We start from the raw sequence: 21,884 nt of genomic DNA on the forward strand, positions 1-21,884 counted from the left end.
TCCAAAACGTAACTGGATTGCCTCGTTGCCCCTTTGTTTTGGCCGAAGATCGCCGATGTAGCAGCCTGTGCCGCAACGCAAGCCCACACACCACTTCCCGCAGGGCAACAAAGTCGTCTGGCAGGAAGTTCTTGTCGGGAATCAGGTTCATTCAATCCAAGCGTTGCATCCGTAACAACCCAGCCAGCCCCTCGGCCTCCACCGGCCGGCTGATCAGATACCCTTGCACCTCATCACAGCGCTCGTTCCTGAGAAACTCGAGCTGCTCCTGCCGCTCAACGCCCTCAGCCACTACCTTGAGCGACAACCCGTGGGCCATGGCAATGATCGCCCGGGTAATGGCCATGTCCACGCTAGCCTCACCCAGCCCGCGAATGAACGCCTGGTCAATCTTCACGTAATCCACCGGGATGCGCTTGAGATAACTCAGCGATGAGTAGCCGGTGCCAAAGTCGTCGATCGCCAGCTTGACCCCAAGGTCACGCAATTGCTGGAACGTGGCGATGATGTGTTCAACGCTGTCGAGCAACTGGCTCTCGGTCAATTCCAGCTCCAGGTACTGGGGCTCCAGACCGGTTTCTTCCAGCACTTGCCGCACGAGGCTGACGAGCTTGCCCTGGCGTAATTGATGCACCGACAGATTGACTGACACCCTGATCGGCGCGAGCCCCTGGCGCTGCCACTCGCAGGCCTGCCAACAGGCCTGGCGCAACACGAACTCGCCAATCGGCCCGATCAGACCGGTCTCTTCGGCAAGGCCAATGAAATCCCCCGGCGGAACCCGGCCCATGGCCGGATGATCCCAGCGCACCAGCGCCTCGGCGGCGTTCAGGCGACCGGTCGCCAGGCACAGTTTTGGCTGATAAAAAACTTTCAGTTGTTGCTCTTCCAAAGCCTTGCGCAGTTGGTTCTCCAGTTGCAGGCGCTCCAGCGTGCTGGCCTGGAGGCTCTCGGTGTAGAACTGGAAATTGTTGCCCCCCAAATGCTTGGCATGCTGCATGGCCATGTTCGCCTGGCTGACCAGCGTGGCGATTTCCCGCGTGTTGTCGGGCAACAGGCTGATGCCGATGGAGGCACTGAGCACCAGCTCATGGCCTTCGATGGTCAGCGGCACGCGCAGCTTGGCGGCCAATCGGGTCGCCACCCGCGCCAGGCTTGAAAGGTTGCCATAGGCATCGAACAACACCGCAAACTCATCGCCGGATAGCCGGGCAATGGTGTCGGCCTCAGGCAGCGCATTGATCAGGCGCCGTGCCATTTTCTGCAACAACTGGTCGGCGATGTCATGGCCGAGGCTGTCGTTGAGCAACTTGAAACGGTCCAGGTTGATATGCAACAGCGCCAGGCTGCGTCGTCCGCCCTGGCGCACCCGCTGATGAGCTTCGTTCAGGCGCTCGCGGAACAGCGAGCGATTCGCCAACCCGGTCAGCTCGTCGTAGTGGGTCAGGTAGCGCATGCGTTCTTCGGATTCACGTCGTGCCGAAAGATCGGCGAAGAAGCCCACGATATGACTGACATTTCCCCGAGCATTGCGCACGACGTTCAGTTGCAGCCACTGCGGATACAGCTCGCCGTTGGCCCGCGCCTCCACCAGTTCGCCCTGCCAGGTGCCGTGCTCCTTGAGCGATTGGCGAATGATGGGGTAATGCCGGCGCGCATCGCGGCTGCACGGCAGGTTGACGACGTTGCGCCCGAGCATGTCATCGATATTGAAGCCGGTGACTCGCGTGAACGCCTGGTTGGCCGCAAGCAGCACATAGTTGGGGTCGAAAATCACAATCCCTTCGCTGGCGGCCTCGAACACTGTGGCCGCCAGCTGTCGTTGCTGCTCGAGTTCCTTGCTGGCGCTGATGTCGCGCCGAGTCCCGACCATGCGCAACACCCGTCCGCTGGCGCTGCGCTCCACGGCCCGACCGCGGTCTTCGATCCAGACCCAGTGGCCATCGCCGTGCCGCACGCGGTATTCGATCTGGTAATCCTCGCTGCGGCCCTTGAGGTGTTCGACCAAGGCCCGCTTGAGCGCCGGCAGGTCTTGGGGATGCAGGCGCGGAGTGAGATGGCTGAGCATCGCCGTGACGTATTCGGGCTCCAGGCCAAACAGTTCCTTGAGCTGGGTGTGATGGACTTCGTCAGTCTGCAGGTTCCAATCCCACAACCCCAGCTCACTGGCCTTGAGGGCCAGGGCCAGGCGCGCCTCGCTCTTGCTCAGGGCCTGGCTGGCGGCCTCCAGCTCCAGACTGCGCTGCGCGACCCGCGCCTCCAGGCCAACCTGGGCCGCCCGTAACTTTTCCTCGGCCGAGCGGCGTTGCTCGACCTCCCGACCCAGCGCCTCGTTGAGCAGCGCGCCGCGGGTTTGGGTTTGTTGCAGATGCTCGATCAGGGCCTGGTTCTGGAAGCGTCGCAGCATCCCGCTGTGGATCAAGCGGTTGACCTGCCAGGCCACCACGCTCAGGGAAACCAGCACGATCAGCCCCAGCCAGCCCCACCCCCGTTGCTGCTCATCGCCGCCCCAGAACAGATAGCCGATGGCGGGTAACAGGCAGGGCAAGGTAAACGACAGGAACGCCGGAAGACTGACTGCATAGGCCACGCTGGCCGACAGCGCGGCCGCGCCAATCAGGCCGAACACCCAGGCCTGCTGCTGGAAGCTGTCGGCCGGGACCAACGCGATGCCAGCCCCGGCCAAGGTCAGGCCCGTCATCGCTGAGCCGAGCAAAAACATACGCAACCAGATCGGGTGCGCCTGGCGGCTTGGCATCGCCGAATCGAACGCGGCCACTTGGATCACCCGCAACGCCACCAGCGACAACAACCAGACCAGCCAGACGCTGACCAGGAAATAACGTCGTGGCTCCCATAACAGCGCGGCGCAGACCAGACCGTTGAGCAGCATGAACAGCGTAGGCAGCAGCGAACCTTGATAAAGCAGACGTGTACGCTCGACCGCCATCTCCATGGCGTACTGCTTGCAGATGATCCGCGGTTCCACACAGGGGCCCGCCGGATCGGAATTGAGGGTCATTGGCACTGTTCTTGTTCTTATTCAGTGAAGCGTGGAGAACCCGAAACGAGCACCGAGCATACACAAGCCATGGGCCATCCCACACTGCCCCAGCTCACAAAAACACCGAAAAAAGTCGCTATTTCATTGGGTGACGCCCCTCCCGAGCGAGTCTTATCAACGCCTGTGGCCTGTGACTCACCGGTCATCACCCAGCGGTCTTTTATCGGCTGATGCAAAGCTCGGTTTGCCCGGGGTGACGCCGCACCCTAGAATGCCCCGATGCGCGATGATCTCTCCCTTCTGCTGAACTCTCTCAACGATGCCCAACGTCAGGCCGTAGCCGCCTCCGTGGGTCGTCAGTTGGTCCTGGCCGGTGCTGGCTCCGGTAAAACCCGAGTGCTGGTGCACCGTATCGCCTGGTTGATCCAGGTCGAGAACGCCTCGCCCCATTCGGTCCTGTCGGTGACGTTCACCAACAAGGCCGCGGCCGAGATGCGCCATCGTATCGAACAACTGATGGGCATCAACCCCGCCGGCATGTGGGTCGGCACGTTCCACGGCCTGGCGCACCGCTTGTTGCGGGCGCATTGGCAGGAGGCCGGGCTGAGCCAGACCTTCCAGATCCTGGACAGCGATGACCAGCAGCGCCTGGTCAAGCGGGTGATCCGCGAGCTGGGCCTGGACGAACAACGCTGGCCCGCCCGTCAGGCCCAGTGGTTCATCAACGGCCAGAAAGACGAAGGCCTGCGCCCGCAGCACATCCAGGCCAGCGGCGACCTGTTCCTGGCGACCATGCGCAGCATCTACGAAGCCTATGAGGCGGCGTGCCAGCGTGCCGGGGTGATCGACTTCTCCGAGCTGCTGCTGCGGGCCCTGGACCTGTGGCGCGACCACCCGGGCTTGCTGGCCCACTACCAAAAGCGCTTCCGGCATGTACTGGTAGACGAATTCCAGGACACCAACGCCGTGCAATACGCCTGGTTGCGCCTGCTCGCCAAGGGCGGCGACAGCCTGATGGTGGTGGGTGACGACGACCAGTCGATCTACGGCTGGCGCGGCGCCAAGATCGAGAACATTCACCAGTACTCGGCGGACTTCCCCGACGCCGAAGTGATCCGCCTGGAACAGAACTACCGCTCCACCGCCGGCATCCTCAAGGCCGCCAACGCCCTGATCGCCAACAACACCGGGCGCCTGGGCAAGGAACTGTGGACCGATGGCGGCGAAGGCGAAGCCATCAACCTCTACGCCGCCTTCAATGAGCACGATGAGGCCCGCTACGTGGTGGAAACCATCGAAAGCGCGCTGAAAACCGGCCTGGCCCGCAGCGACATCGCCATCCTGTACCGTTCCAACGCCCAATCGCGGGTGCTGGAAGAAGCGCTGTTGCGTGAGCGGATTCCCTACCGCATCTACGGCGGCCAGCGCTTCTTCGAGCGTGCGGAAATCAAGAACGCCATGGCCTACCTGCGCCTGATCGAAGGTCGCGGCAACGACGCGGCCCTGGAGCGGGTGATCAACGTACCGACGCGGGGCATCGGCGAGAAAACCGTCGAGGCGATTCGCGATCACGCGCGCCACAGCCACGTGTCCATGTGGGAAGCCATGCGCCAACTGGTCGGCAACAAAGGCGTGACCGGTCGCGCCGCCGGTGCCCTGAAGGCCTTCATGGACCTGATCGAAGACCTGGCCGCCAAGTGCGGGGAAATGCCCCTGCACCTGATGACCCAGACCGTCATCGAGCAGTCCGGCCTGATCGCCTACCACGAAGCGGAAAAAGGCGAGAAAGGCCAGGCCCGGGTGGAAAACCTGGAGGAACTGGTCAGCGCCGCGCGCAACTTCGAGAACACCGAAGAAGACGCAGACCTGTCGCCCCTCTCGGCCTTCCTCGGTCATGCCTCCCTGGAGGCCGGCGACACCCAGGCCGACGAACATGAAGACAGCATCCAGCTGATGACCCTGCACAGTGCCAAGGGCCTGGAATTCCCCTACGTGTTCCTCGTGGGCATGGAGGAAGGCCTGTTCCCCCACAAGATGAGCCTGGAAGAACCGGGACGCCTGGAAGAGGAACGGCGCCTGGCCTATGTCGGTATCACCCGCGCCATGCAGAACCTGGTCATGACCTACGCCGAAACCCGACGCTTGTATGGCAGCGAGACCTACAACAAAGTGTCGCGCTTCGTACGTGAAGTGCCGAAGGGACTGATCCAGGAAGTGCGGCTGTCCAACAGTGTCAGCCGACCGTTCGGCGGCGGCCAGCAGCAAAGCACCAGCAGCCTGTTCGGCGGCAGCGATATCCCGGAAACCGGCTTCAGCCTCGGCCAGACCGTGCGCCATTCGGTGTTCGGTGACGGTGTGATCCTCAACTTCGAAGGCGCCGGCGCCCAGGCCCGGGTGCAGGTGAACTTCAGCGAAGGCAGCAAATGGCTGATGCTGGGATATGCCAAGCTCGAAGCGATCTAAAGATTCGCATAGGCCCCTGTGGGAGCGAGCTTGCTCGCGATAGCGGTAGATCAGCCACTGTTGATGCTGACTGACACGCCGCCATCGCGAGCAAGCTCGCTCCCACAGTTGTTCTGGGGACGCCAAACATTTCCGATAGAACTTGTCCCCCTTTCCTACAGCCCAAAGCGAACAGGGCTTCTTGTACAACTGAAGCGGAACCTCACCTGTCATGCAAAAGCCCGAAACACTCTGCTGCTAGCCAGCAACAGTTCTGCTGTGCAACATGGCGCGCGTGCTATCCACAAATGGGAATGCCTTTATATGAAACGTTTTCTTAGCATCGCCATGGCGTTGTGCATCGGCCTGACGATGGCCATCGACGCCAATGCCGCCAAGCGCTTTGGCGGTGGTAAAAGTTCGGGAGCAGCCCCGACTCACCAGACCAGCCAGATGGCGCCGTCTTCCGCTGCCGGCTCTACCGCTGCCACCGCAGGCGCGGCCGGTGCGGCAGGCGCTGCCACCAAGGCCAGTGGTGCTTCGCGCTGGCTCGGCCCCCTCGCCGGCATCGCCGCCGGTGGCCTGCTCGCCTCCATGTTCATGGGCGACGGCTTCCAGGGCATGCAGATCTTCGACATCCTGATCATGGCGGTCATCGCCTTCCTGGTCTTCCGCTTCATTGCCGCTCGTCGTCGCAAGCAACAGGAGCAACTCGCTCCAGCCGGCCACGCGCCGATGCAGCGTGAAGTGTTCAACCAGCAACCTGCCAGCGGCTCGATCTTCGGTGGTTCGGCAGCGCCTGTGGCCGCTCGCCCGGTCATCAATGCGCCGGCCTGGTTCAATGAACAACGCTTCATCGAAGCCGCGCGCAACCACTTCATGGCCCTGCAGCAACATTGGGACGCGAACGAGATGGACAAGATCTCCGAGTTCGTCACCCCGCAACTGCTGGAATTCCTCAAGCGCGAACGGGCCGAGCTGGGTGACGGCTTCCAGTCCACCTACATCGACAACCTGCAGGTGCAACTGGATGGCGTCGACGATCGTGCCGACAAGACCATCGCCACCCTGACCTTCAGCGGTGTGTCGAAGGATTCTCGCTTCGACAAGGGCGAGGCGTTCAGCGAAAGCTGGAACATGGAACGTGCCCAGGGCGATGACCAGCCTTGGCTGGTGGCAGGTATCCGCCAGAACGGTTGAACCTTTGCCCGTTTTGCATGTTGAAATAGAAAACCCCGGCCCAGGCCGGGGTTTTCTATTTCGCGGTTGCATCTATAGCGAGCTACTGTATAAACCGCTCCATATAAAACCGCGCCATCGAGAAAGAGGATCCCCGGACGTGGAAGAAATCATCGAACAATTGCGTGAAGCCAACGAGCCCGTACCGGTCCCGCTGGAATTGCCCGACGAAGACTTGCTGGTAGAGATCGAAGAGCAGCTGTTCATCGATATCCCATTCGTTTTCAGGGAGTTTTTGCTGACCGTCAGCGATGTCGTCTACGGCAGCCTGGAACCGGTGACCGTCACCGATCCACAGTCCCACACCTACCTGCCGGACGTGGCCGCCAATGCCTGGGATGCCGGTGTCGACCGCAGCCTGATCCCGATCTGCCAGGACGGCGACGATTATTATTGCGTCGAAGAGGACGGCACGGTGGTGCTGTGGCAGGCCGAAGAAGAACTGATCGCCGAGGAAACCTGGGAATCGGTCTGGCACTGGGCCAGGGACGTCTGGCTGGAAAGCTGAGCCCCGCCGCCGGTCAATGCCCGGACGACTCCTTGTGGTTGTCCAGGGTTTCAAGCAAGGCCACCTGCATCCGCGTATGCACGCGGATGAACCAGCGCCAGAGCACTGCCGCCACGGCAGTCGCTACCACGGCGATCAGTACGAGCAACTTGTTGGTCGGCAGGATGCTGGCCGACAAGGCAGCCAATAGCAGGAAGATCACCAGCAGCGAGAGAATCGGGATCACTTCGGCGATCACCCGACGCACGCGCTGGGTGTGGCGGCCAGCCATCTCCGGCTTCACACCCATCTCCGCCAGCAGCATCGACAGCGCCTTGAGCTTGCGATACGCGGCGATCAGGAACGGTAGCGACAGCAGCAACGCCGCTCCCCAGATCAGCGCTTTCTGCCAGCTCGGGTCGCTGATCCAGGCTTGCAGATAAGCCGACATTCGCTCGGCGAAAAAACCACCCGAGACAAAAATCGCAATAACCAGCGCCAGGTTGACCCCCACCTGCAGCAAAATCCGCCGGATCATCGACGCCACCATCGCCCCTTGGCCTTGGGGCTGGATGCTGCGCAGCCATTCGCCATACATCCCCAGCACCCGCGTCAGCCGGTGCGGCATGACCGTTGCCAACTTGACGGACAGCGGATCGGCGGCCCGGATCAGGTACGGCGTCAGCAGTGTGGTCAACACCGAGACGGCGACCGCAACCGGGTAGAGGAAATCGCTGGTGACCTGCAGGGTCATCCCCAACGACGCGATGATGAAGGAAAATTCGCCAATCTGCGAAAGACCCATCCCAACGCGCAGCGAGGTGCGTCCGTCGTTGCCGGCGATAAAAGCACCCAGGCCGCAGGACAACATCTTGCCGAGCACCACTGCACCCGTGATCACCGCAATCGGCCAGGCGTACTGCAGCAAGATCGCCGGATCGAGCATCAGCCCGATGGCGACGAAGAATATCGCGCTGAACAGATCACGCACCGGCTCCACCAACCGCTCGATCCTCAGCAGTTGCCGGGATTCGGCCATGATCGCACCGATCAGGAATGCCCCGAGCACCATGCTGTATTCCAGCTTCACCACCAGCAGGCAGAAGCCGAAACACAGGCCCAGCACGGTAATCAGCAGCATTTCGTTGCTGTCGAACTTCGCCACGTAGGCCAACACCCTCGGCACCAATAGAATGCCGACGACCAACGCGACGATCATGAACAGCGACAACTTGCCGACTGTGGAAAATACCTCGCCGGAGCTCACGGTGCCGCTGACGGCAATGCTCGACAGCAAGGCGATGATGCCGATGCCCAGGATGTCCTCGACGATCAACACCCCGAAAATCAGCTGCGCGAAGCGCTCGTTCTTCATCTTCAGGTCGTTGAGGGCCTTGACGATGATGGTGGTGGAGGAAATGGCCAGGATCGCGCCCAGGAACAGCGAGTCCATGGTGCTCCACTCGAACCAGCGACCGATTTCATAGCCGATCCAGATCATCAGCACGATTTCGAGAAACGCCGCGATGAAGGCCGTGGCGCCGACCTTGAACAGTTTACGCAGGCTGAATTCCAGGCCCAGACAAAACATCAGGAAGATCACCCCGAGCTCGGCCAGGGTCTTGATCGTGTCTTCGTCGTGGATAAAACCGAACGGTGGCGTATGCGGGCCGATAATGAAGCCGGCCACGATGTAGCCCAATACCACCGGTTGTTTGAAACGGTGAAAGAGTACGGTCACCAGCCCCGCAGCCATCATGATGATCGCCAAATCCTGGATGAAACTGATGGCATGCATGTCGGGGCTCCCTGTTCAAATGACTCACTGCAGCGCTGGAGAAATCCGTTTCCTCTGTAGTAATTGCCCTCGCGACGGGCTTTTGAAGGGTAACACCGCGACTTCCGACAAAAAGACAGTGCAATATATGGAAACAGATCCATCGGCGCGTGACGGCAACCACAGGCGCAGCGTCCCGATATCGGTGGTTGTTAAAACCTGGTGACCTGTTTGCAGGCCACTCACCAGCACCCGCAGAGGTGCACTCCAACCTTGCTGCCTTGAACCGTGAGTACGTTATGGAACCCGGAAACGCCCAGCTGTCGATGACGGTGTTGATGACCCCCGATATGGCCAACTTCTCTGGCAATGTCCATGGCGGCACCTTGCTCAAATACCTCGACGAAGTCGCCTACGCCTGCGCCAGCCGCTATGCCGGGCGCTACGTGGTGACCCTGTCGGTTGACCAGGTCATCTTCCGTGAGCCGATTCATGTCGGCGAGCTGGTGACCTTCCTGGCCTCGGTGAACTACACCGGCAACACCTCGATGGAAGTGGGCATCAAAGTCGTGACCGAAAATATTCGCGAACGCTCGGTGCGCCACACCAACAGTTGCTTCTTCACCATGGTTGCGGTGGATGACCAGCGTAAACCCGCTGCCGTGCCGCCGTTGCAGCCGCAAAACAGCGAAGAAAAACGCCGCTACGAACAGGCCCAGCAACGCCGGCAGATCCGCCAGGAACTGGAAAAGCGTTATCAGGACATCAAGGCGGACGGGCCTTAAGCGGCCGCCGAAATCAACTGTGGGAGCGAGCTTGCTCGCGATAGCGGCCGATCAGTCAATACTGATATTGACTGACACACCGCCATCGCGAGCAAGCTCGCTCCCACAGGGATCTGCAGCATTTCCAATGGGCGTAATCAGAGGCTGATCGGCACCGCCTCGAACCGCACCCGAGGATGGGCGATCCGGTCCTGGGCGCGGACCAGTTCCAGTTCATAACTTGTGCAGGCCTGGGTTTCCAGCAGCACTTCGTGCACCGCGGCGGCGGTGAATTCGAACGCCGCCACCAGGCTGTCCCCCAACAGTATCCGCGCCAGGAACAACCCCGATGTCAGGTCACCCACGCCCACCGGCTGGCGTGGGAAAGCCAATAGCGGACGACGTAGGTGCCAGCTGCCCTCAGCGGTCACCAGCAGCATTTCGAAGCTGTCATCGGGTTTGCCGGGGTAGGCCAGGTGCTTGACCAGCACCGCTTTCGGACCCCGGACCAGCAACGCGCGAGCCATGGCCAGGCAGTCCAGCAACGACTGCGCCTTGCGTCCTGAAAAACTGTCCAGTTCCAGTTGGTTCGGGCACATGAGGTCCGCCACGGCAGCGGCTTCTTCCAGGAGAAACTGGCTCACCTCGGGAGCCACGATGCAGCCCTTCTCTGGATGCCCCATGACCGGATCACACAGGTACAGCGCCTTCGGATTGGCCGCCTTGATCCGCGCCACACCCGTCAGGATCGCCCGCCCCTGAGCCGCACTGCCCAGGTAACCGGACAACACCGCATCGCAGTGACCCAGCTCACCAATGGCCGCAATGCCTTCCACCAATGCCGGAATTTGCTCGGGCGCCAGCACTTCCCCGGTCCATTGGCCGTACTGGGTGTGATTGGAAAACTGCACGGTATTGAGCGGCCAGACATTCACGCCGACCCGCTGCATCGGAAACACTGCGGCGCTATTGCCGGCGTGACCGAACACCACGTGGGACTGAATAGCAAGCAGATGAGGCGTACGTTTCATGCGGGAAGTTTCCGTAAAACGATTGAAATTCAAGCCGCGCAGTATGCGACTAAACGCAGCCTGTACGACAGACCGGCGAGACAGTTAAGCTGACAACAACTTGTTGGAGCACTTCGTTCATGCTGACCCTTGGAAACATCTTCGTGCTGATGCTGCTGGCTACCGGCGGCGCCTGGCTATGGCACAACCATGGCTTGCGCGAACGGGCGTTGGCCAGGGTCATGCAGCATTGCGCCAACCTCAAGATCGAGTTGCTGGACGGCAACGTGGCACTGAAAAAAATCGGCTTCGTGAAGGACGCCAACGGTCGACGACGACTGGCTCGGGTCTACACCTTCGAGTTCACCGTCACGGGCGAAAGCCGTCATTCGGGCACCATCACCCAGTTCGGTGCCCACAGCGCACACATAGAGCTGGCACCCTACCCGATGCCCTTCGAAGAGACACCGCCAGCGCCCATTGAACCGGTCCAGACCAGGCCCAGGGCTGAAGTCATCGAGTTGAGCCAGTGGCGCCAGGAACACAACAAGTGGAAGCCTTGAAACAGGGCTGACTCAGGGACACCGACAACTCACCAGACCGGCTTGCAGGCGATCAACGTCTTGAGGCTGATCGAAAATCAGCTCGATCCGGGAATCCTGGCGCCATTCACTGGCTTGCCAGCCCAGCGCCGCCCCTTCCAGCGCATTGGCTGAAACCCAACCGTCGAGGCTGTGGATAACCATCTTCGCCCGTTTCCAGTCCTGGTCTTGTAGCCATCGTGTCAGCGCCGCTGCGTCGAATCGTTGGCTGGGGTGCCAGCGCCAACCGATACTCCAGCCACCGTCCTGTTGCTGATGCAGGCAAATGGGCTGCGCCGGGTCGATCCAGATGGCCGGCACCTGGCCCAGGCGCTTGGGCAGGGTCAAGTTATCCACAGCCCCGTGGCCCCGAGCCGCCAGGCCTGGCAATCGCTCGACCGGTAGTGCCGCGTGTTGCGTGAAGTACAACGTACGCCCTGACAACTGCGCCGTCACCCGTTCTCGATCCGCTTGTGTGAGGGTCTCGGATTTGTTCAGCAGCAACAGTCCGGCATCCGCGAGGGTTTGTCGCTGCGCATCGGGCAAAGGTTTGCCGTCCGCCACCGCCCGGGCATCCAACACCAGCACACAGGGTTGCACCGCCAACACGCCGAGCCATGGCGCTTCGCTCAGTTGTCGCATCAATTGTGCTGGATGGCCCAGGCCCGAGGGTTCGATGAACAGCCGATCCGGCCGGGCCTTGCGCAGCAAACGCCCAAGACCGATCTGAAATGGCGCGCCGTTGACGCAGCACAAGCAGCCGCCAGCCACTTCGCCCAGTGCGATACCATCGCCCGCCTGGGTCAGCAGCGCGGCATCCAGACCGATCTGGCCGAACTCGTTGATCAGCACCGCCCAGCGTTCATTGGCCGGACGCTGGGCCAGCAGATGCCTGATCAGGCTGGTCTTGCCGGCGCCCAAGGGGCCGGCGATGACATGGGTGGGAATGTGCTGCAACATAATCGACGGCTTTCGATGGAGGTGAAGATGCGAATGATCGGCTGGTTGTTACTGGCGCTGACGTCGAACCAGGCGCTGGCCCAGGCTTGCGTGGTTCACAGCCAGGCGGAGCGGCTCGACGTGAAAGTCTGCCAACAGAACCGCAACATTCCGCAGAAACTGTTTGCCGACGGCTTCTGCCAGCCAAACCTGGCCGGCCAGAAGGTCGAGGTGCAATACGTCGATCAGTGCCCTGGCGGCGCGTTCGGCGTGTGCAGCAACGCCCAGGTCGCCAATATGCCTTACCGCCAGGATATTCACTATTACGGCGTGGCGACCGATGCCGCTTACCTGCAGCCATTTTGCGAAGGACAAAGCCAGGGGACCTGGCTCAAGCCTTAAGTCAGCCAGTCCAGCGTGAGAATCAGGCGACGCTCTCCCGGCGCGAGCTCCGGCGAGCGATGGATCAGGCCAAACCCCTCGTTGCCGTGCCATTTTTCGCCTTTGAGCAGGCCGACATCACCGCAACAAAACTGCTGGATCACGCGTGGATCAACCGGTTCTGCCTCAGGTTGCGCCAGGCGCCGGCGATCCATGACGCCCTCCCCGAGCCACTGGCTGCCCACGCCCGCATAAGTGGTCAGCAGCCGCACCGGCACGTGGTCAACGTGGAAGCGCGGGCACATGGCCTTGTCCAAGGTGCGTAGACGCAGACCGACACGTTGGGCGCCCAACAGGCAGGCAAACGCACTGACGAGCCAGGACACATCGGCGATAAAGCCTTCATAGCCTTGCAGGTCGCTGAAACCGGCGGCGAGGCCGTGCAGCGCTGGCTGGGTGTCTTCCTCTGGCAAGTCGAGCACACGGGATTCAGCCAGCGGCTGGTCCATCGCCAGCACCATGACCGCAAAGTCGCTGATGTGCGCGGGAAGCTGACGCTGCCAGACCGCCAGGTTGGTGCCGTCGTCCAGGATCTGCGTGAATATCCCTGGCGTATCACCTTGGACCTGTCGTACCTGCGGGGTTCTTTTCAGGCTCGGCGCCAGCATCACGCTGCTTCCTCTTCATGCCACGGGCCGAACGGATCGGGCAACAGCCGCCAGTTTTCGACGCCCAAGGCCATTTCCGCATCGGTGAGCAGGCAAGCGTCCAGCTCGGCGGTAAGTTGAGCAAAATCGATGTCCTGACCAATGAAGACCAGTTCCTGACGGCAATCGCCGGTGGCGGCCAGCCAGTTCTTCATGATGGTCGCCGTGCTTTCTTCGTCCTGCGGCCACTGGTTTTTCGGCACGAACCGCCACCAGCGCCCGGCGAAGCCATGCCGCATCAAACCGCCGGCCTGAGACCAACCGCCCGCCTCCTCAGGTTTGCTGGCCAGCCAGAAGAAACCTTTGGAGCGCAGGAGCTTGCCGTTGGGCCACGGACGATCGATGAAGTTGAAGAACCGCTGGGGATGGAACGGCCGGCGGGCCCGGTAGGCAGTCGAGGCGATGCCATATTCCTCGGTTTCCGGTACGTGCTCGCCACGCAATTCTTGTAGCCAGCCAGGTGCCTGGGCGGCGCGTTCAAAATCGAAAAGGCCGGTGTCGAGGATTCGACCCAGGGGCACCTGCCCCATGACCATGGGAATGATCTGCGCCTGGGCATTGAGGCGCTGCAGAATTGCGATCAATTCTTCCCGCTCTTGCTGGCTGATCAGGTCGATCTTGCTGACCAGGATTACGTCGGCAAATTCGATCTGCTCGATCAGCAGGTCGGTGATCGAGCGCTCATCCTCCTCACCCAGGGTTTCGCCCCGTGACGCCAGGCTTTCGGCAGCCTGGTAATCCAGCAGGAAATTCACTCCGTCGACCACCGTAACCATGGTGTCGAGTCGCGCCACATCGGCCAGGCTTCGGCCTTCTTCGTCACGAAATGTGAACGTTTCCGCCACGGGCAGCGGCTCGGAGATACCCGTGGACTCGATCAACAGGTAATCGAAACGCCCTTCCCTGGCGAGCTGCCCGACTTCTTCAAGCAAGTCCTCACGCAGTGTGCAGCAGATGCAGCCGTTGCTCATCTCCACCAATTTCTCTTCGGAACGACTCAGGGTGACATCTCGTTGGACTTCGCTGCCATCGATGTTGATCTCGCTCATATCGTTGACGATCACGGCAACCCGCAGGTTGTCGCGATTACGCAGGACATGGTTGAGCAGCGTGCTTTTACCAGCACCGAGAAATCCGGACAGTACGGTAACGGGAAGGCGATTGGGCATCGGTATATCCTCATCGGGCGGCCGCTTCGATGACGGCTCGTTTCCAGGGTTTGGCTGGGTTCAGGACCTGGCATTCTTTATGTTATAGTATAACAACGCAATCCATCCAGCCCCGCCGGTCCTCATTGGTCTGAGATCAATCCATGCGCAATCAATTGAAATTTATTCTGGCGGGCCCGCTGTTGCTGTGGGCGTTGAGCGCTGAGGCCCAAAGTCCACTTTTGGCGAATTGCACCCGAAGCGCGAATTTACTGGCCTGCGTGGATGGCCAGGGCAATGCCTATAGCGTCGCGACGGCCGGAAACACTATTTATTTGCGCGGTTTTGAAGCTGCTAGTCGCCGTTATTGGGCGCAAACGAACAGCCGTTACGGTCAGCTCACGTTCTTTACCGGATTGGCGTCGGATGGAGAAAGTTGGGTTGGATACAGCCGGCGTGTGGGCTGGACAACCCTCAATCGCTTCTCGAGCTCGGGCGGTAGTGCCGGCGCATTTGTATGCGGCCGTTTGAACGGTTGTCAGGATTCGCCGCGCTGATGTTTCACGTGGAACGTGAGCGTTTGGGTAGATGAAACTCCTTTCATGGAAAAGGTTTCTTTAAATTAGTCGTTATACTATAACATCTAATTTTGAACCTTCGACGGACCTTGACCATGAACGCGTTAACGCTGCCGGATGTGGCTGCGCAGGTTTCACGTCAAACCCTGCCACTTGATTGGGTGGGCATGTGTGGTATCGCAACGCCGGTATTGATTGACGGCCAGCGTCTAAGCGCAACGGCCGACGCTGGTGTCAGCCTCGATGACGGCGAAGCGCGCGGCATTCACATGTCGCGCTTATATCTGGCGCTGGGGGTGCTTGAAGAGACACCACTTTCGCCAGCGCTATTGCGCCGAATCCTGAAGCAATTCCTCGACAGCCATGAAGGCTTGTCCCAGTCGGCTTCGCTCAGCGTGCATACCGATCTATTGCTCAAGCGTCCGGCGTTAATCAGCCCGTTGATGGGTTGGAAAGGCTATCCGGTGAGTGTCGAAGCTCACTTGAAAAACACAATGTTCCACGTGGAACTGAAAATCCAGATTCCCTATTCCTCGACTTGCCCGTGCTCGGCAGCCCTTTCCCGGCAGTTGATTCAGCAGCAATTCGTCGACGAATTTGCCAACAAGAAACTCGAGCACGCCGAAATCCTGGCTTGGTTGGGTTCATCGAACGGCATTGTCGCCACCCCGCATAGCCAGCGCAGTACCGCGACCCTGACCCTGCGCCTGGACGCCGACGTCGAGGAATTGCCGCTGCAGTCGTTCATCAACGAAGCCGAAGCAGCCCTCGGCACCGCTGTGCAGACCGCCGTCAAACGCGCCGATGAGCAAGCATTCGCCCTGGCCAACGGCCAAAACCTGATGTTCTGCGAAGACGCTGCGCGGCGACTGAGCACCGCCCTGGCCCGGTCCCCCGAGATCACGGCCTTGGACGTGCGCGTCGTTCATTCCGAAAGCCTCCATGCCCATGACGCCGTGGCGCAAAGCCGCTGGACCCGAGACCTATCATGATCAACTGCCAAGCACTGCTCTGGGGCATTCCCGGGCAACCGCTCACGCCGCCACTCGCCATGGAACGACCGGCAGGCAGCCTCACCGCCATCATCGGGGCCAACGGCTCGGGCAAAAGCAGCCTGTTGAAAGTCATCGCGGGACTGCAAAAACCACTGTCTGGCAACGTCACCCTGGAGGTTCCACGGCGTGGCGGGGTTTCGTTCATGCCCCAGCAGCAGCATCTGGACCGGCAGTTTCCCATCAGTTTGCAAGAGTTGGTGGCCGCCGGTGCTTGGGGTAATCGGCATACACCGGCGATGCGCAGACAGTTGCTGCAGACCGTACTGGAGGATTGGGCGCTGAGCGGCCTCGAGCATCGTCCCTTAATGGCGCTGTCCGGGGGCGAGTTGCAACGTGCCCTGCTCGCCCGGCTGAGCCTGGCGGAGGCACCCTTGTTGTTGCTCGACGAACCCCACGCCGCCCTCGACGAACAAGGCCAGGCGCTCCTGTGGAAACACATTCATCGCTGGCATGCCTCAGGCAGAACTATCGTGATGGTGTGTCATGATTTGGCGGCGGTACGGCAACATGTCGCCCATACGCTGCTGATCAGAAATACCGGCTGCGTGCTGGGCCGCAGTGTCGACTTGATTGCCCAACAACCCCAAACGTGGGTGGCTTGATGCTCGCGGCCACTCATTTCTGGCAACCGTTCCAAGAGTTTGTCTTCATGCGCCGGGCCTTGCTGGGCGGCCTGGTGTTGGCGTGCAGCACAGCTCCGTTGGGTGTGTTCCTAATTCTTCGGCGCATGAGCCTGATCGGTGACGCCGTCGCTCATGGCATCCTGCCCGGTGCCGCCCTGGGCTTCTGGTTTGCCGGGTTGAGCCTGCCCGCCTTGACCATCGGCGGCCTGGGCGCGGGCTTGAGCATGGCCGGGCTCGCCGCGTGGATTACCCGGCGCACCGGCCTGCGAGAGGACGCCAGCCTCGCGGCGATTTATCCCATTTCCCTGGCGGCCGGCGTGTTGATCCTCGGCATGGCCGGCAAACGCCTGGACTTGCTGCACCTACTGTTTGGCTCGGCCTTGGCGGTGGACGGCCCGACCCTCACCGGCATGTTGTGGGTTTCCGGTGCCAGTCTGGTCGCGATGGCGTTGATTTATCGACCGCTGCTGCTCGATACGCTGGACCCGCTGTTCCTGCAAACCGTCAGTCGTCTCGGCCCGTTGGCCCACGGCGTGTTCCTGACCTTGGTGGTGCTGAACCTGGTGATCGGCTTCCAGGCCATCGGCGCGCTGATGGTGGTCGGCCTGATGATGCTGCCGGCCGCCGCGTCGCGATTCTGGAGCCGTCGCCTGCCGCTGCTGATGCTGATCGCCGGCCTGCTCGGCTGCCTCTCGGTTTGGCTTGGCCTGTTGCTGTCCTTCTATTACTCACTGCCCAGCGGGCCATCCATCGTTCTGGTGGCGGGCGTGTTGTATCTGTTGTCGGTGGTATTCGGTCCGGTGCACGGTTTGCTGCGCCGCCCGCCTTTGCTCACATCCCAATGAGGTGTCTCCCGATGCGCGTTCTGCTCGTGCTACTCAGTCTGATGCTGTCCATGTCCCTGTCCGCCGCCGAAAAACTCCAGGTCGTGACCAGCTTCAGCATCCTCGCCGACATGACCCAGCAGGTCGGCGGTGAGCATATTCAAATCACCAACATGGTCGGGCCGGACGCCGATGCACATACCTACGAACCCACGCCGGATGACGCCAAGGCATTGCTCAAGGCAAAACTGATCATCAAGAATGGCTTGGGCTTCGAGCCGTGGCTGGACCGTCTGGTGACCAGCACCGAAACCAGCGCCCCCGTGATCAGCGCCAGCCGCGGCGTTATCCCGCGGTCATTGGACGAGGATGGCGAAACCGTCCCCGACCCGCACGCGTGGCACAACCTGGCGAACGCCGAGCTGTACGTCAGTAACATCACCAAGGCACTGGAAGCGGCCGACCCGGCCAACAAGGCCGATTACGAACGCAACAGCCAGGCGTACCTGAAGAAGATCTATGCCCTGCTTGCCGAAGCCAAGACCAAGCTCGGCGCATTGCCTGCCGGTAATCGCAAGATCGTGACCTCCCACGATGCTTTCGGTTACCTGGGCCAGGCCTATGGCATCGACTTCATGGCGCCCCAGGGTTTGTCCACCGAGCGCGAACCGTCGGCGGCAGAAGTCGCGGCGCTGATTACCCAGATCCGTCAGGCGAAGGTCAAAGCGGTGTTCATGGAAAACATCAAGGATGCGCGCCTGCTCAAGCAGATCGCCGATGAGAGTGGCGCCCATATTGGCGGCACGTTGTACTCTGATGCGCTTGCTGCCAGCGGACCGGCCAGTACGTTCACTGGCCTGTTCGAGTACAACCTCAATACCTTGTATGAGGCGCTGAGTCGGCCTTGATCAGGCTGTGTAAAGGGGGGGGAGGCATTAGGGCTGCTGCGCAGCCCAGCGCGAGCAAGCTCCCTCGCCACAGCGTTGCTGTCGCTTGAAACGGTCAAGCCCTCGGCTTGACCGTCCCGCAATCCTGCCCCAGCCACACCGCGCGTGTGTCGAGGCTGCCGTTCTGCTGGATGCCGGTGGCGTTAAAAGTGCCATTGACCTTGGTAGTGAATTCGCGATCGCTCTGGAACGTCGCGACCCCATTACCCTGGGCTTTCGGGCAACTGAAACGAAACTTCCACTGATTGCCGGTGCGCTCGGTGATTTGCTGCTTGCAACCCGATTGCGGGTCTTGCAGCGGAATATCATTGGTTTGCACCTGCGCCGGGGTCAGGCACACGCGAATGCCTTTGCCACCCATGGTGATCCCCTGCTTTTCCAGCATCGCCCGTTGCTCCGGGGTCATCTGGGTTTGCAACTGGCCGAGGATCAGTTGCAGGTCCGGCAGGTTCTGGTTATCGACCTTCATGTTGCTGGTGGTCAATTCCCACAAACCCGGCTGAAGCATCTGCGCCTGAGCCGCCATCGGCACCGACAAACCTATCGCCAAGGCCACACCCAGCAGACGAACATTCATTGCACAAACTCCAGAGGACAAGTGGCCGTTAGACGTCGGCCACGGGCTTCGGTTCAGGCCCCGCTCAAGTGAATTAAATAGCGACATTCGCCCTGGAACATGGTCTGTTAGGCATTGAAACCTCAGGAGCTAGGCTGTCCCATGGATTATTTCGGCCCGCATGTTTTCGGTTACCTGATCGCGCTGCTCCATACCCTGGGTTCCATCGCCGCCGTCCACGCCGTACTGACGGTTCGCACCGCACAGGGTTCGATTGCCTGGGCCCTGTCGCTGATGTTCATTCCCTACCTGACGCTGATTCCTTATCTGGTGTTCGGCCGCAGCACGTTCGATGGCTACATCAAGGCGCGCCGGCAAGCCAACGAAGAAATGCGCAAAGCGATCTCCGAGCTGAACTGGCGCCCTTGGGTCGAAGAAGCCCTGACCGCGCGCGCCTCCCAGGCCTACGCTTCGTTACGGGCCATGCCGAAACTGGGACGCGCGCCGTGCCTGGCGAATAACCAGGTGCGTTTGCTGGTCAACGGTCACGCCACGTTCGAGGCGATTTTCCAGGCCGTCGAGCAGGCACGACAGGCCGTGCTGATTCAGTTTTTCATCATCCATGACGACCGCCTCGGCCAACGCCTGCAAACACTGCTCTTGAAGAAAGCCGCCGAAGGCGTGGCGGTGTACCTGCTCTATGACCGCATCGGCAGCCACTCCCTGCCCCATCACTATGTGCAGACCCTGCGCGACGGTGGCGTCCACGTAAAAGCGTTCGCCACCCGCAGCGGTTGGCTCAATCGGTTCCAGGTCAATTTTCGCAATCATCGCAAGATCGTCGTGGTAGACGGCGTGCAAGGGTTCGTCGGCGGGCACAACGTCGGTGACGAATACATGGGCGACAAACCACCCTTGGCACCGTGGCGCGACACCCATGTGCAAGTGCGCGGGCCGGTGGTGGCGAGCATGCAGGAGTCGTTCGCCGAAGACTGGTTCTGGGCGGCCCGTTCGCTGCCTCCACTGATCCTGCCAGACAGCTATCCAGACGACGGCGTGCTGTGCCAGTTGCTGGCCAGCGGCCCGGCGGACCCCTATGAAACCTGCTCATTGTTTTTCGTCGAGGCCATTCACGCCGCCAGCGAACGCGTCTGGATCACCACGCCCTACTTCATCCCCGACGAAGCGGTGTTCGCCGCCTTACGCCTGGCGGTCCTGCGCGGCGTGGATGTGCGCATCCTGCTGCCCTCGCGGCCCGACCACAAGATCGTCTATGCCGCGTCGAGCCTGTATGCGTTTGAAGCGGTGCGAGCCGGCGTGCGGATGTTCCGTTATGGGCCGGGTTTCCTGCATCAGAAAGTGGTACTGATCGATCAGGAAATCAGCGCCATCGGCAGCGCGAACCTGGACAACCGTTCGTTCCGATTGAATTTCGAGGTCATGCTGCTCACCGTGGATATCCCCTTCGCCACCGAGGTCGAGCAGATGCTTGAGCTGGACTTCGCCCAGGCCCAGGAAATCGACAAGCAGGAAAGCCGGGAGACCCACCGCCTGCAGCAGGTCGGCATGCGGATCGCCCGGCTTATTTCACCGATACTCTAAGGGACGTAGAGATCGTCGCGGGTCCAAGGCAACTCGTGGCTGCCGTCGGCGTGGGCCTTCACCGCCAGGATCTGGTGAAGATTGATCCAGCCCTTGGCGAACGCGTAGGCGCAGCCGGCCAGGTACAAACGCCAGATCCGCAAGGCCTGCTCCGGCACTTCCTTCGATGCTGCCTCAAGGTTGTCCTCCAGACGTTCACTCCAGTGATCGAGCGTGCGCGCATAGTGCATACGCAGGCTTTCCACGTCGACGATCTCCAGCCCCGCTTCGCTGATCTGGGCGGAAATCATCGACAGGTGCGGCAGCTCGCCGTTGGGGAAAACATACTTCTCAATGAATTCGCCCGCGCCGCGACCGACCGGACGCCCGTCGGTGTGCTTGGCGGTGATGCCATGGTTCATCACCAGCCCGCCCTCGCGCACGGCGCCGAACAGCGTCTTGCAGTACTGCTCGAGGTTGGCGTGGCCAACATGCTCGAACATGCCCACGCTGACTACTTTGTCGAAGCGCCCGTCTTGGGGCAAATCGCGGTAATCCAACAATTGCAGCTCGACCTGATCCTCCAGACCGTCTGCCTTGACCCGTTCCCGGGCCAGGGTGAGCTGCGCCTTGCTCAGGGTGATGCCGAAGACCTTGGCACCGAACTCCCGCGCGGCGTATCGCGCCAGACCGCCCCAGCCGCAACCGACATCCAGCAGGTAGTCGCCCGGCTGCAATCGCAGCTTGCGGCACAAATGACGGAATTTGGCCTGCTGGGCCTGTTCGAGGGTTTCGCTGCCTGTCTCGAAGTAGGCACAGGAATACGCCATGTCACTGTCGAGCCACAGCTGATAGAACGCGTTGGAAAGATCGTAGTGATAGGAGATCGCCTTGGCATCGGTTTCCTTGTCGTGGACCGAGCGCACCGGCTGGTTGCCGGCGCCATCCTCCACCAATGCCTGGCTCAGTTCATCGCAGACCCGAATGACTTCGTGGATCGAACCTTCGAGTTCCAGCTTACCTTCGACAAACGCCGCCCCCAATGCGTCCAGGCTGGGGTGGGTGAATTGCGCGACCATTTGTGGGTCCTTGACCACAATCGTGACGCTGGGGTCGTCACCCAGTGAAAACTCATGGCCATCCCAGAGCCGCAGTCGAAGCGGTAGATGCAGATTCTGTAAGGCCGGTGGAAGTTGCGCGAGCATGGAAAATCCCCCTTGTTTCAGACGTCTGAAATGAGG

20 protein-coding genes are annotated in these 21,884 nt (G+C 61.0%); 12 read left to right on the forward strand and 8 right to left on the reverse strand.

Annotated features, from left to right (window positions below; genetic code table 11):
- Positions 1-151: 151 nt before the first annotated feature.
- Positions 152-3,022: a putative bifunctional diguanylate cyclase/phosphodiesterase gene (locus tag AD659_RS27590; RefSeq protein WP_053126707.1), complete on the reverse strand. Its 2,871-nt coding sequence runs from the start codon at positions 3,020-3,022 to the stop codon at positions 152-154.
- 261 nt (positions 3,023-3,283) lie between these two features.
- Between AD659_RS27590 and uvrD the strand changes: the two genes are divergently transcribed.
- The 3 genes from uvrD to AD659_RS27605 all read left to right on the forward strand — a co-directional run bounded on the left by uvrD (position 3,284) and on the right by AD659_RS27605 (position 7,193).
- Complete coding sequence (uvrD, locus tag AD659_RS27595; protein ID WP_053126710.1) at positions 3,284-5,467, forward strand: DNA helicase II; 2,184 nt, start codon at positions 3,284-3,286, stop codon at positions 5,465-5,467.
- A gap of 303 nt (positions 5,468-5,770) precedes the next feature.
- Positions 5,771-6,646, forward strand: a complete 876-nt coding sequence (locus AD659_RS27600; RefSeq protein WP_053126712.1) for a Tim44 domain-containing protein — start codon at positions 5,771-5,773, stop codon at positions 6,644-6,646.
- A 139-nt stretch (positions 6,647-6,785) separates the two neighbouring features.
- Positions 6,786-7,193, forward strand: coding sequence for an SMI1/KNR4 family protein (locus AD659_RS27605; protein ID WP_003187120.1), 408 nt, complete (start codon positions 6,786-6,788; stop codon positions 7,191-7,193).
- Positions 7,194-7,206: 13 nt separating this feature from the next.
- On the opposite strand, the gene AD659_RS27610 is transcribed toward AD659_RS27605, so the two are convergent.
- Positions 7,207-8,970, reverse strand: coding sequence for a cation:proton antiporter (locus AD659_RS27610; protein ID WP_053126714.1), 1,764 nt, complete (start codon positions 8,968-8,970; stop codon positions 7,207-7,209).
- A 278-nt stretch (positions 8,971-9,248) separates the two neighbouring features.
- Between AD659_RS27610 and AD659_RS27615 the strand changes: the two genes are divergently transcribed.
- On the forward strand, positions 9,249-9,734 hold the full coding sequence (locus tag AD659_RS27615) for an acyl-CoA thioesterase (protein WP_053126717.1): 486 nt from the start codon (positions 9,249-9,251) through the stop codon (positions 9,732-9,734).
- A 137-nt stretch (positions 9,735-9,871) separates the two neighbouring features.
- Here the strand turns inward: AD659_RS27615 and pdxY are convergent, their stop codons facing one another.
- Positions 9,872-10,744, reverse strand: coding sequence for a pyridoxal kinase PdxY (pdxY, locus tag AD659_RS27620; protein WP_053126719.1), 873 nt, complete (start codon positions 10,742-10,744; stop codon positions 9,872-9,874).
- A 119-nt stretch (positions 10,745-10,863) separates the two neighbouring features.
- Here pdxY and AD659_RS27625 point away from each other — a divergent pair, with 119 nt between their 5' ends.
- Positions 10,864-11,286 carry a DUF3301 domain-containing protein gene (locus AD659_RS27625; RefSeq protein WP_053126721.1) on the forward strand — a complete coding sequence of 141 codons (423 nt, stop codon included), beginning with the start codon at positions 10,864-10,866 and terminating at the stop codon, positions 11,284-11,286.
- 12 nt (positions 11,287-11,298) lie between these two features.
- On the opposite strand, the gene AD659_RS27630 is transcribed toward AD659_RS27625, so the two are convergent.
- Positions 11,299-12,264 carry a CobW family GTP-binding protein gene (locus AD659_RS27630; RefSeq protein ID WP_053126723.1) on the reverse strand — a complete coding sequence of 322 codons (966 nt, stop codon included), beginning with the start codon at positions 12,262-12,264 and terminating at the stop codon, positions 11,299-11,301.
- Positions 12,265-12,291: 27 nt separating this feature from the next.
- Between AD659_RS27630 and AD659_RS27635 the strand changes: the two genes are divergently transcribed.
- Positions 12,292-12,645 carry a hypothetical protein gene (locus AD659_RS27635; protein ID WP_014340943.1) on the forward strand — a complete coding sequence of 118 codons (354 nt, stop codon included), beginning with the start codon at positions 12,292-12,294 and terminating at the stop codon, positions 12,643-12,645.
- Here the strand turns inward: AD659_RS27635 and AD659_RS27640 are convergent.
- Both AD659_RS27640 and zigA read right to left on the reverse strand, forming a co-directional pair.
- Entirely contained in the window at positions 12,642-13,292 is a 651-nt protein-coding gene (locus AD659_RS27640) for a DUF1826 domain-containing protein (RefSeq protein WP_053126725.1), read from the reverse strand. The genes AD659_RS27635 and AD659_RS27640 overlap by 4 nt on opposite strands.
- Positions 13,292-14,500, reverse strand: a complete 1,209-nt coding sequence (zigA, locus tag AD659_RS27645) for a zinc metallochaperone GTPase ZigA (RefSeq protein ID WP_053126727.1) — start codon at positions 14,498-14,500, stop codon at positions 13,292-13,294. Before zigA ends, AD659_RS27640 begins: the two co-directional genes overlap by 1 nt.
- Positions 14,501-14,643: 143 nt before the next feature.
- Between zigA and AD659_RS29650 the strand changes: the two genes are divergently transcribed.
- The 5 genes from AD659_RS29650 (at position 14,644) to AD659_RS27665 (ending at position 18,467) form a co-directional block, all read left to right on the forward strand.
- The gene (locus tag AD659_RS29650; protein WP_082342056.1) at positions 14,644-15,036 is read left to right on the forward strand and encodes a glutamine synthetase; all 393 of its coding nucleotides are present in this window, start codon (positions 14,644-14,646) and stop codon (positions 15,034-15,036) included.
- 116 nt (positions 15,037-15,152) lie between these two features.
- On the forward strand, positions 15,153-16,049 hold the full coding sequence (gene folE2, locus AD659_RS27650) for a GTP cyclohydrolase FolE2 (protein WP_053126729.1): 897 nt from the start codon (positions 15,153-15,155) through the stop codon (positions 16,047-16,049).
- Entirely contained in the window at positions 16,046-16,714 is a 669-nt protein-coding gene (locus AD659_RS27655) for a metal ABC transporter ATP-binding protein (RefSeq protein ID WP_053126731.1), read from the forward strand. Before folE2 ends, AD659_RS27655 begins: the two co-directional genes overlap by 4 nt.
- Positions 16,714-17,580: a metal ABC transporter permease gene (locus tag AD659_RS27660; protein ID WP_053126733.1), complete on the forward strand. Its 867-nt coding sequence runs from the start codon at positions 16,714-16,716 to the stop codon at positions 17,578-17,580. The genes AD659_RS27655 and AD659_RS27660 overlap by 1 nt, the downstream gene beginning before the upstream one ends.
- Positions 17,581-17,591: 11 nt before the next feature.
- Complete coding sequence (locus AD659_RS27665; protein WP_053126735.1) at positions 17,592-18,467, forward strand: metal ABC transporter substrate-binding protein; 876 nt, start codon at positions 17,592-17,594, stop codon at positions 18,465-18,467.
- A gap of 94 nt (positions 18,468-18,561) precedes the next feature.
- Here AD659_RS27665 and AD659_RS27670 read toward each other — a convergent pair whose 3' ends face one another.
- Positions 18,562-19,083 carry a DUF3617 domain-containing protein gene (locus AD659_RS27670; RefSeq protein WP_053126737.1) on the reverse strand — a complete coding sequence of 174 codons (522 nt, stop codon included), beginning with the start codon at positions 19,081-19,083 and terminating at the stop codon, positions 18,562-18,564.
- Positions 19,084-19,224: 141 nt separating this feature from the next.
- Between AD659_RS27670 and cls the strand changes: the two genes are divergently transcribed.
- Complete coding sequence (gene cls / locus AD659_RS27675) at positions 19,225-20,664, forward strand: cardiolipin synthase (protein WP_053126739.1); 1,440 nt, start codon at positions 19,225-19,227, stop codon at positions 20,662-20,664.
- On the opposite strand, the gene cfaB is transcribed toward cls, so the two are convergent.
- Positions 20,661-21,848 carry a C17 cyclopropane fatty acid synthase CfaB gene (cfaB, locus tag AD659_RS27680; RefSeq protein ID WP_053126741.1) on the reverse strand — a complete coding sequence of 396 codons (1,188 nt, stop codon included), beginning with the start codon at positions 21,846-21,848 and terminating at the stop codon, positions 20,661-20,663. The genes cls and cfaB overlap by 4 nt on opposite strands.
- Between the last annotated feature and the right edge of the window lie 36 nt (positions 21,849-21,884).

It is taken from the genome of Pseudomonas thivervalensis, assembly GCF_001269655.1.
GTDB lineage: Bacteria > Pseudomonadota > Gammaproteobacteria > Pseudomonadales > Pseudomonadaceae > Aquipseudomonas > Aquipseudomonas thivervalensis.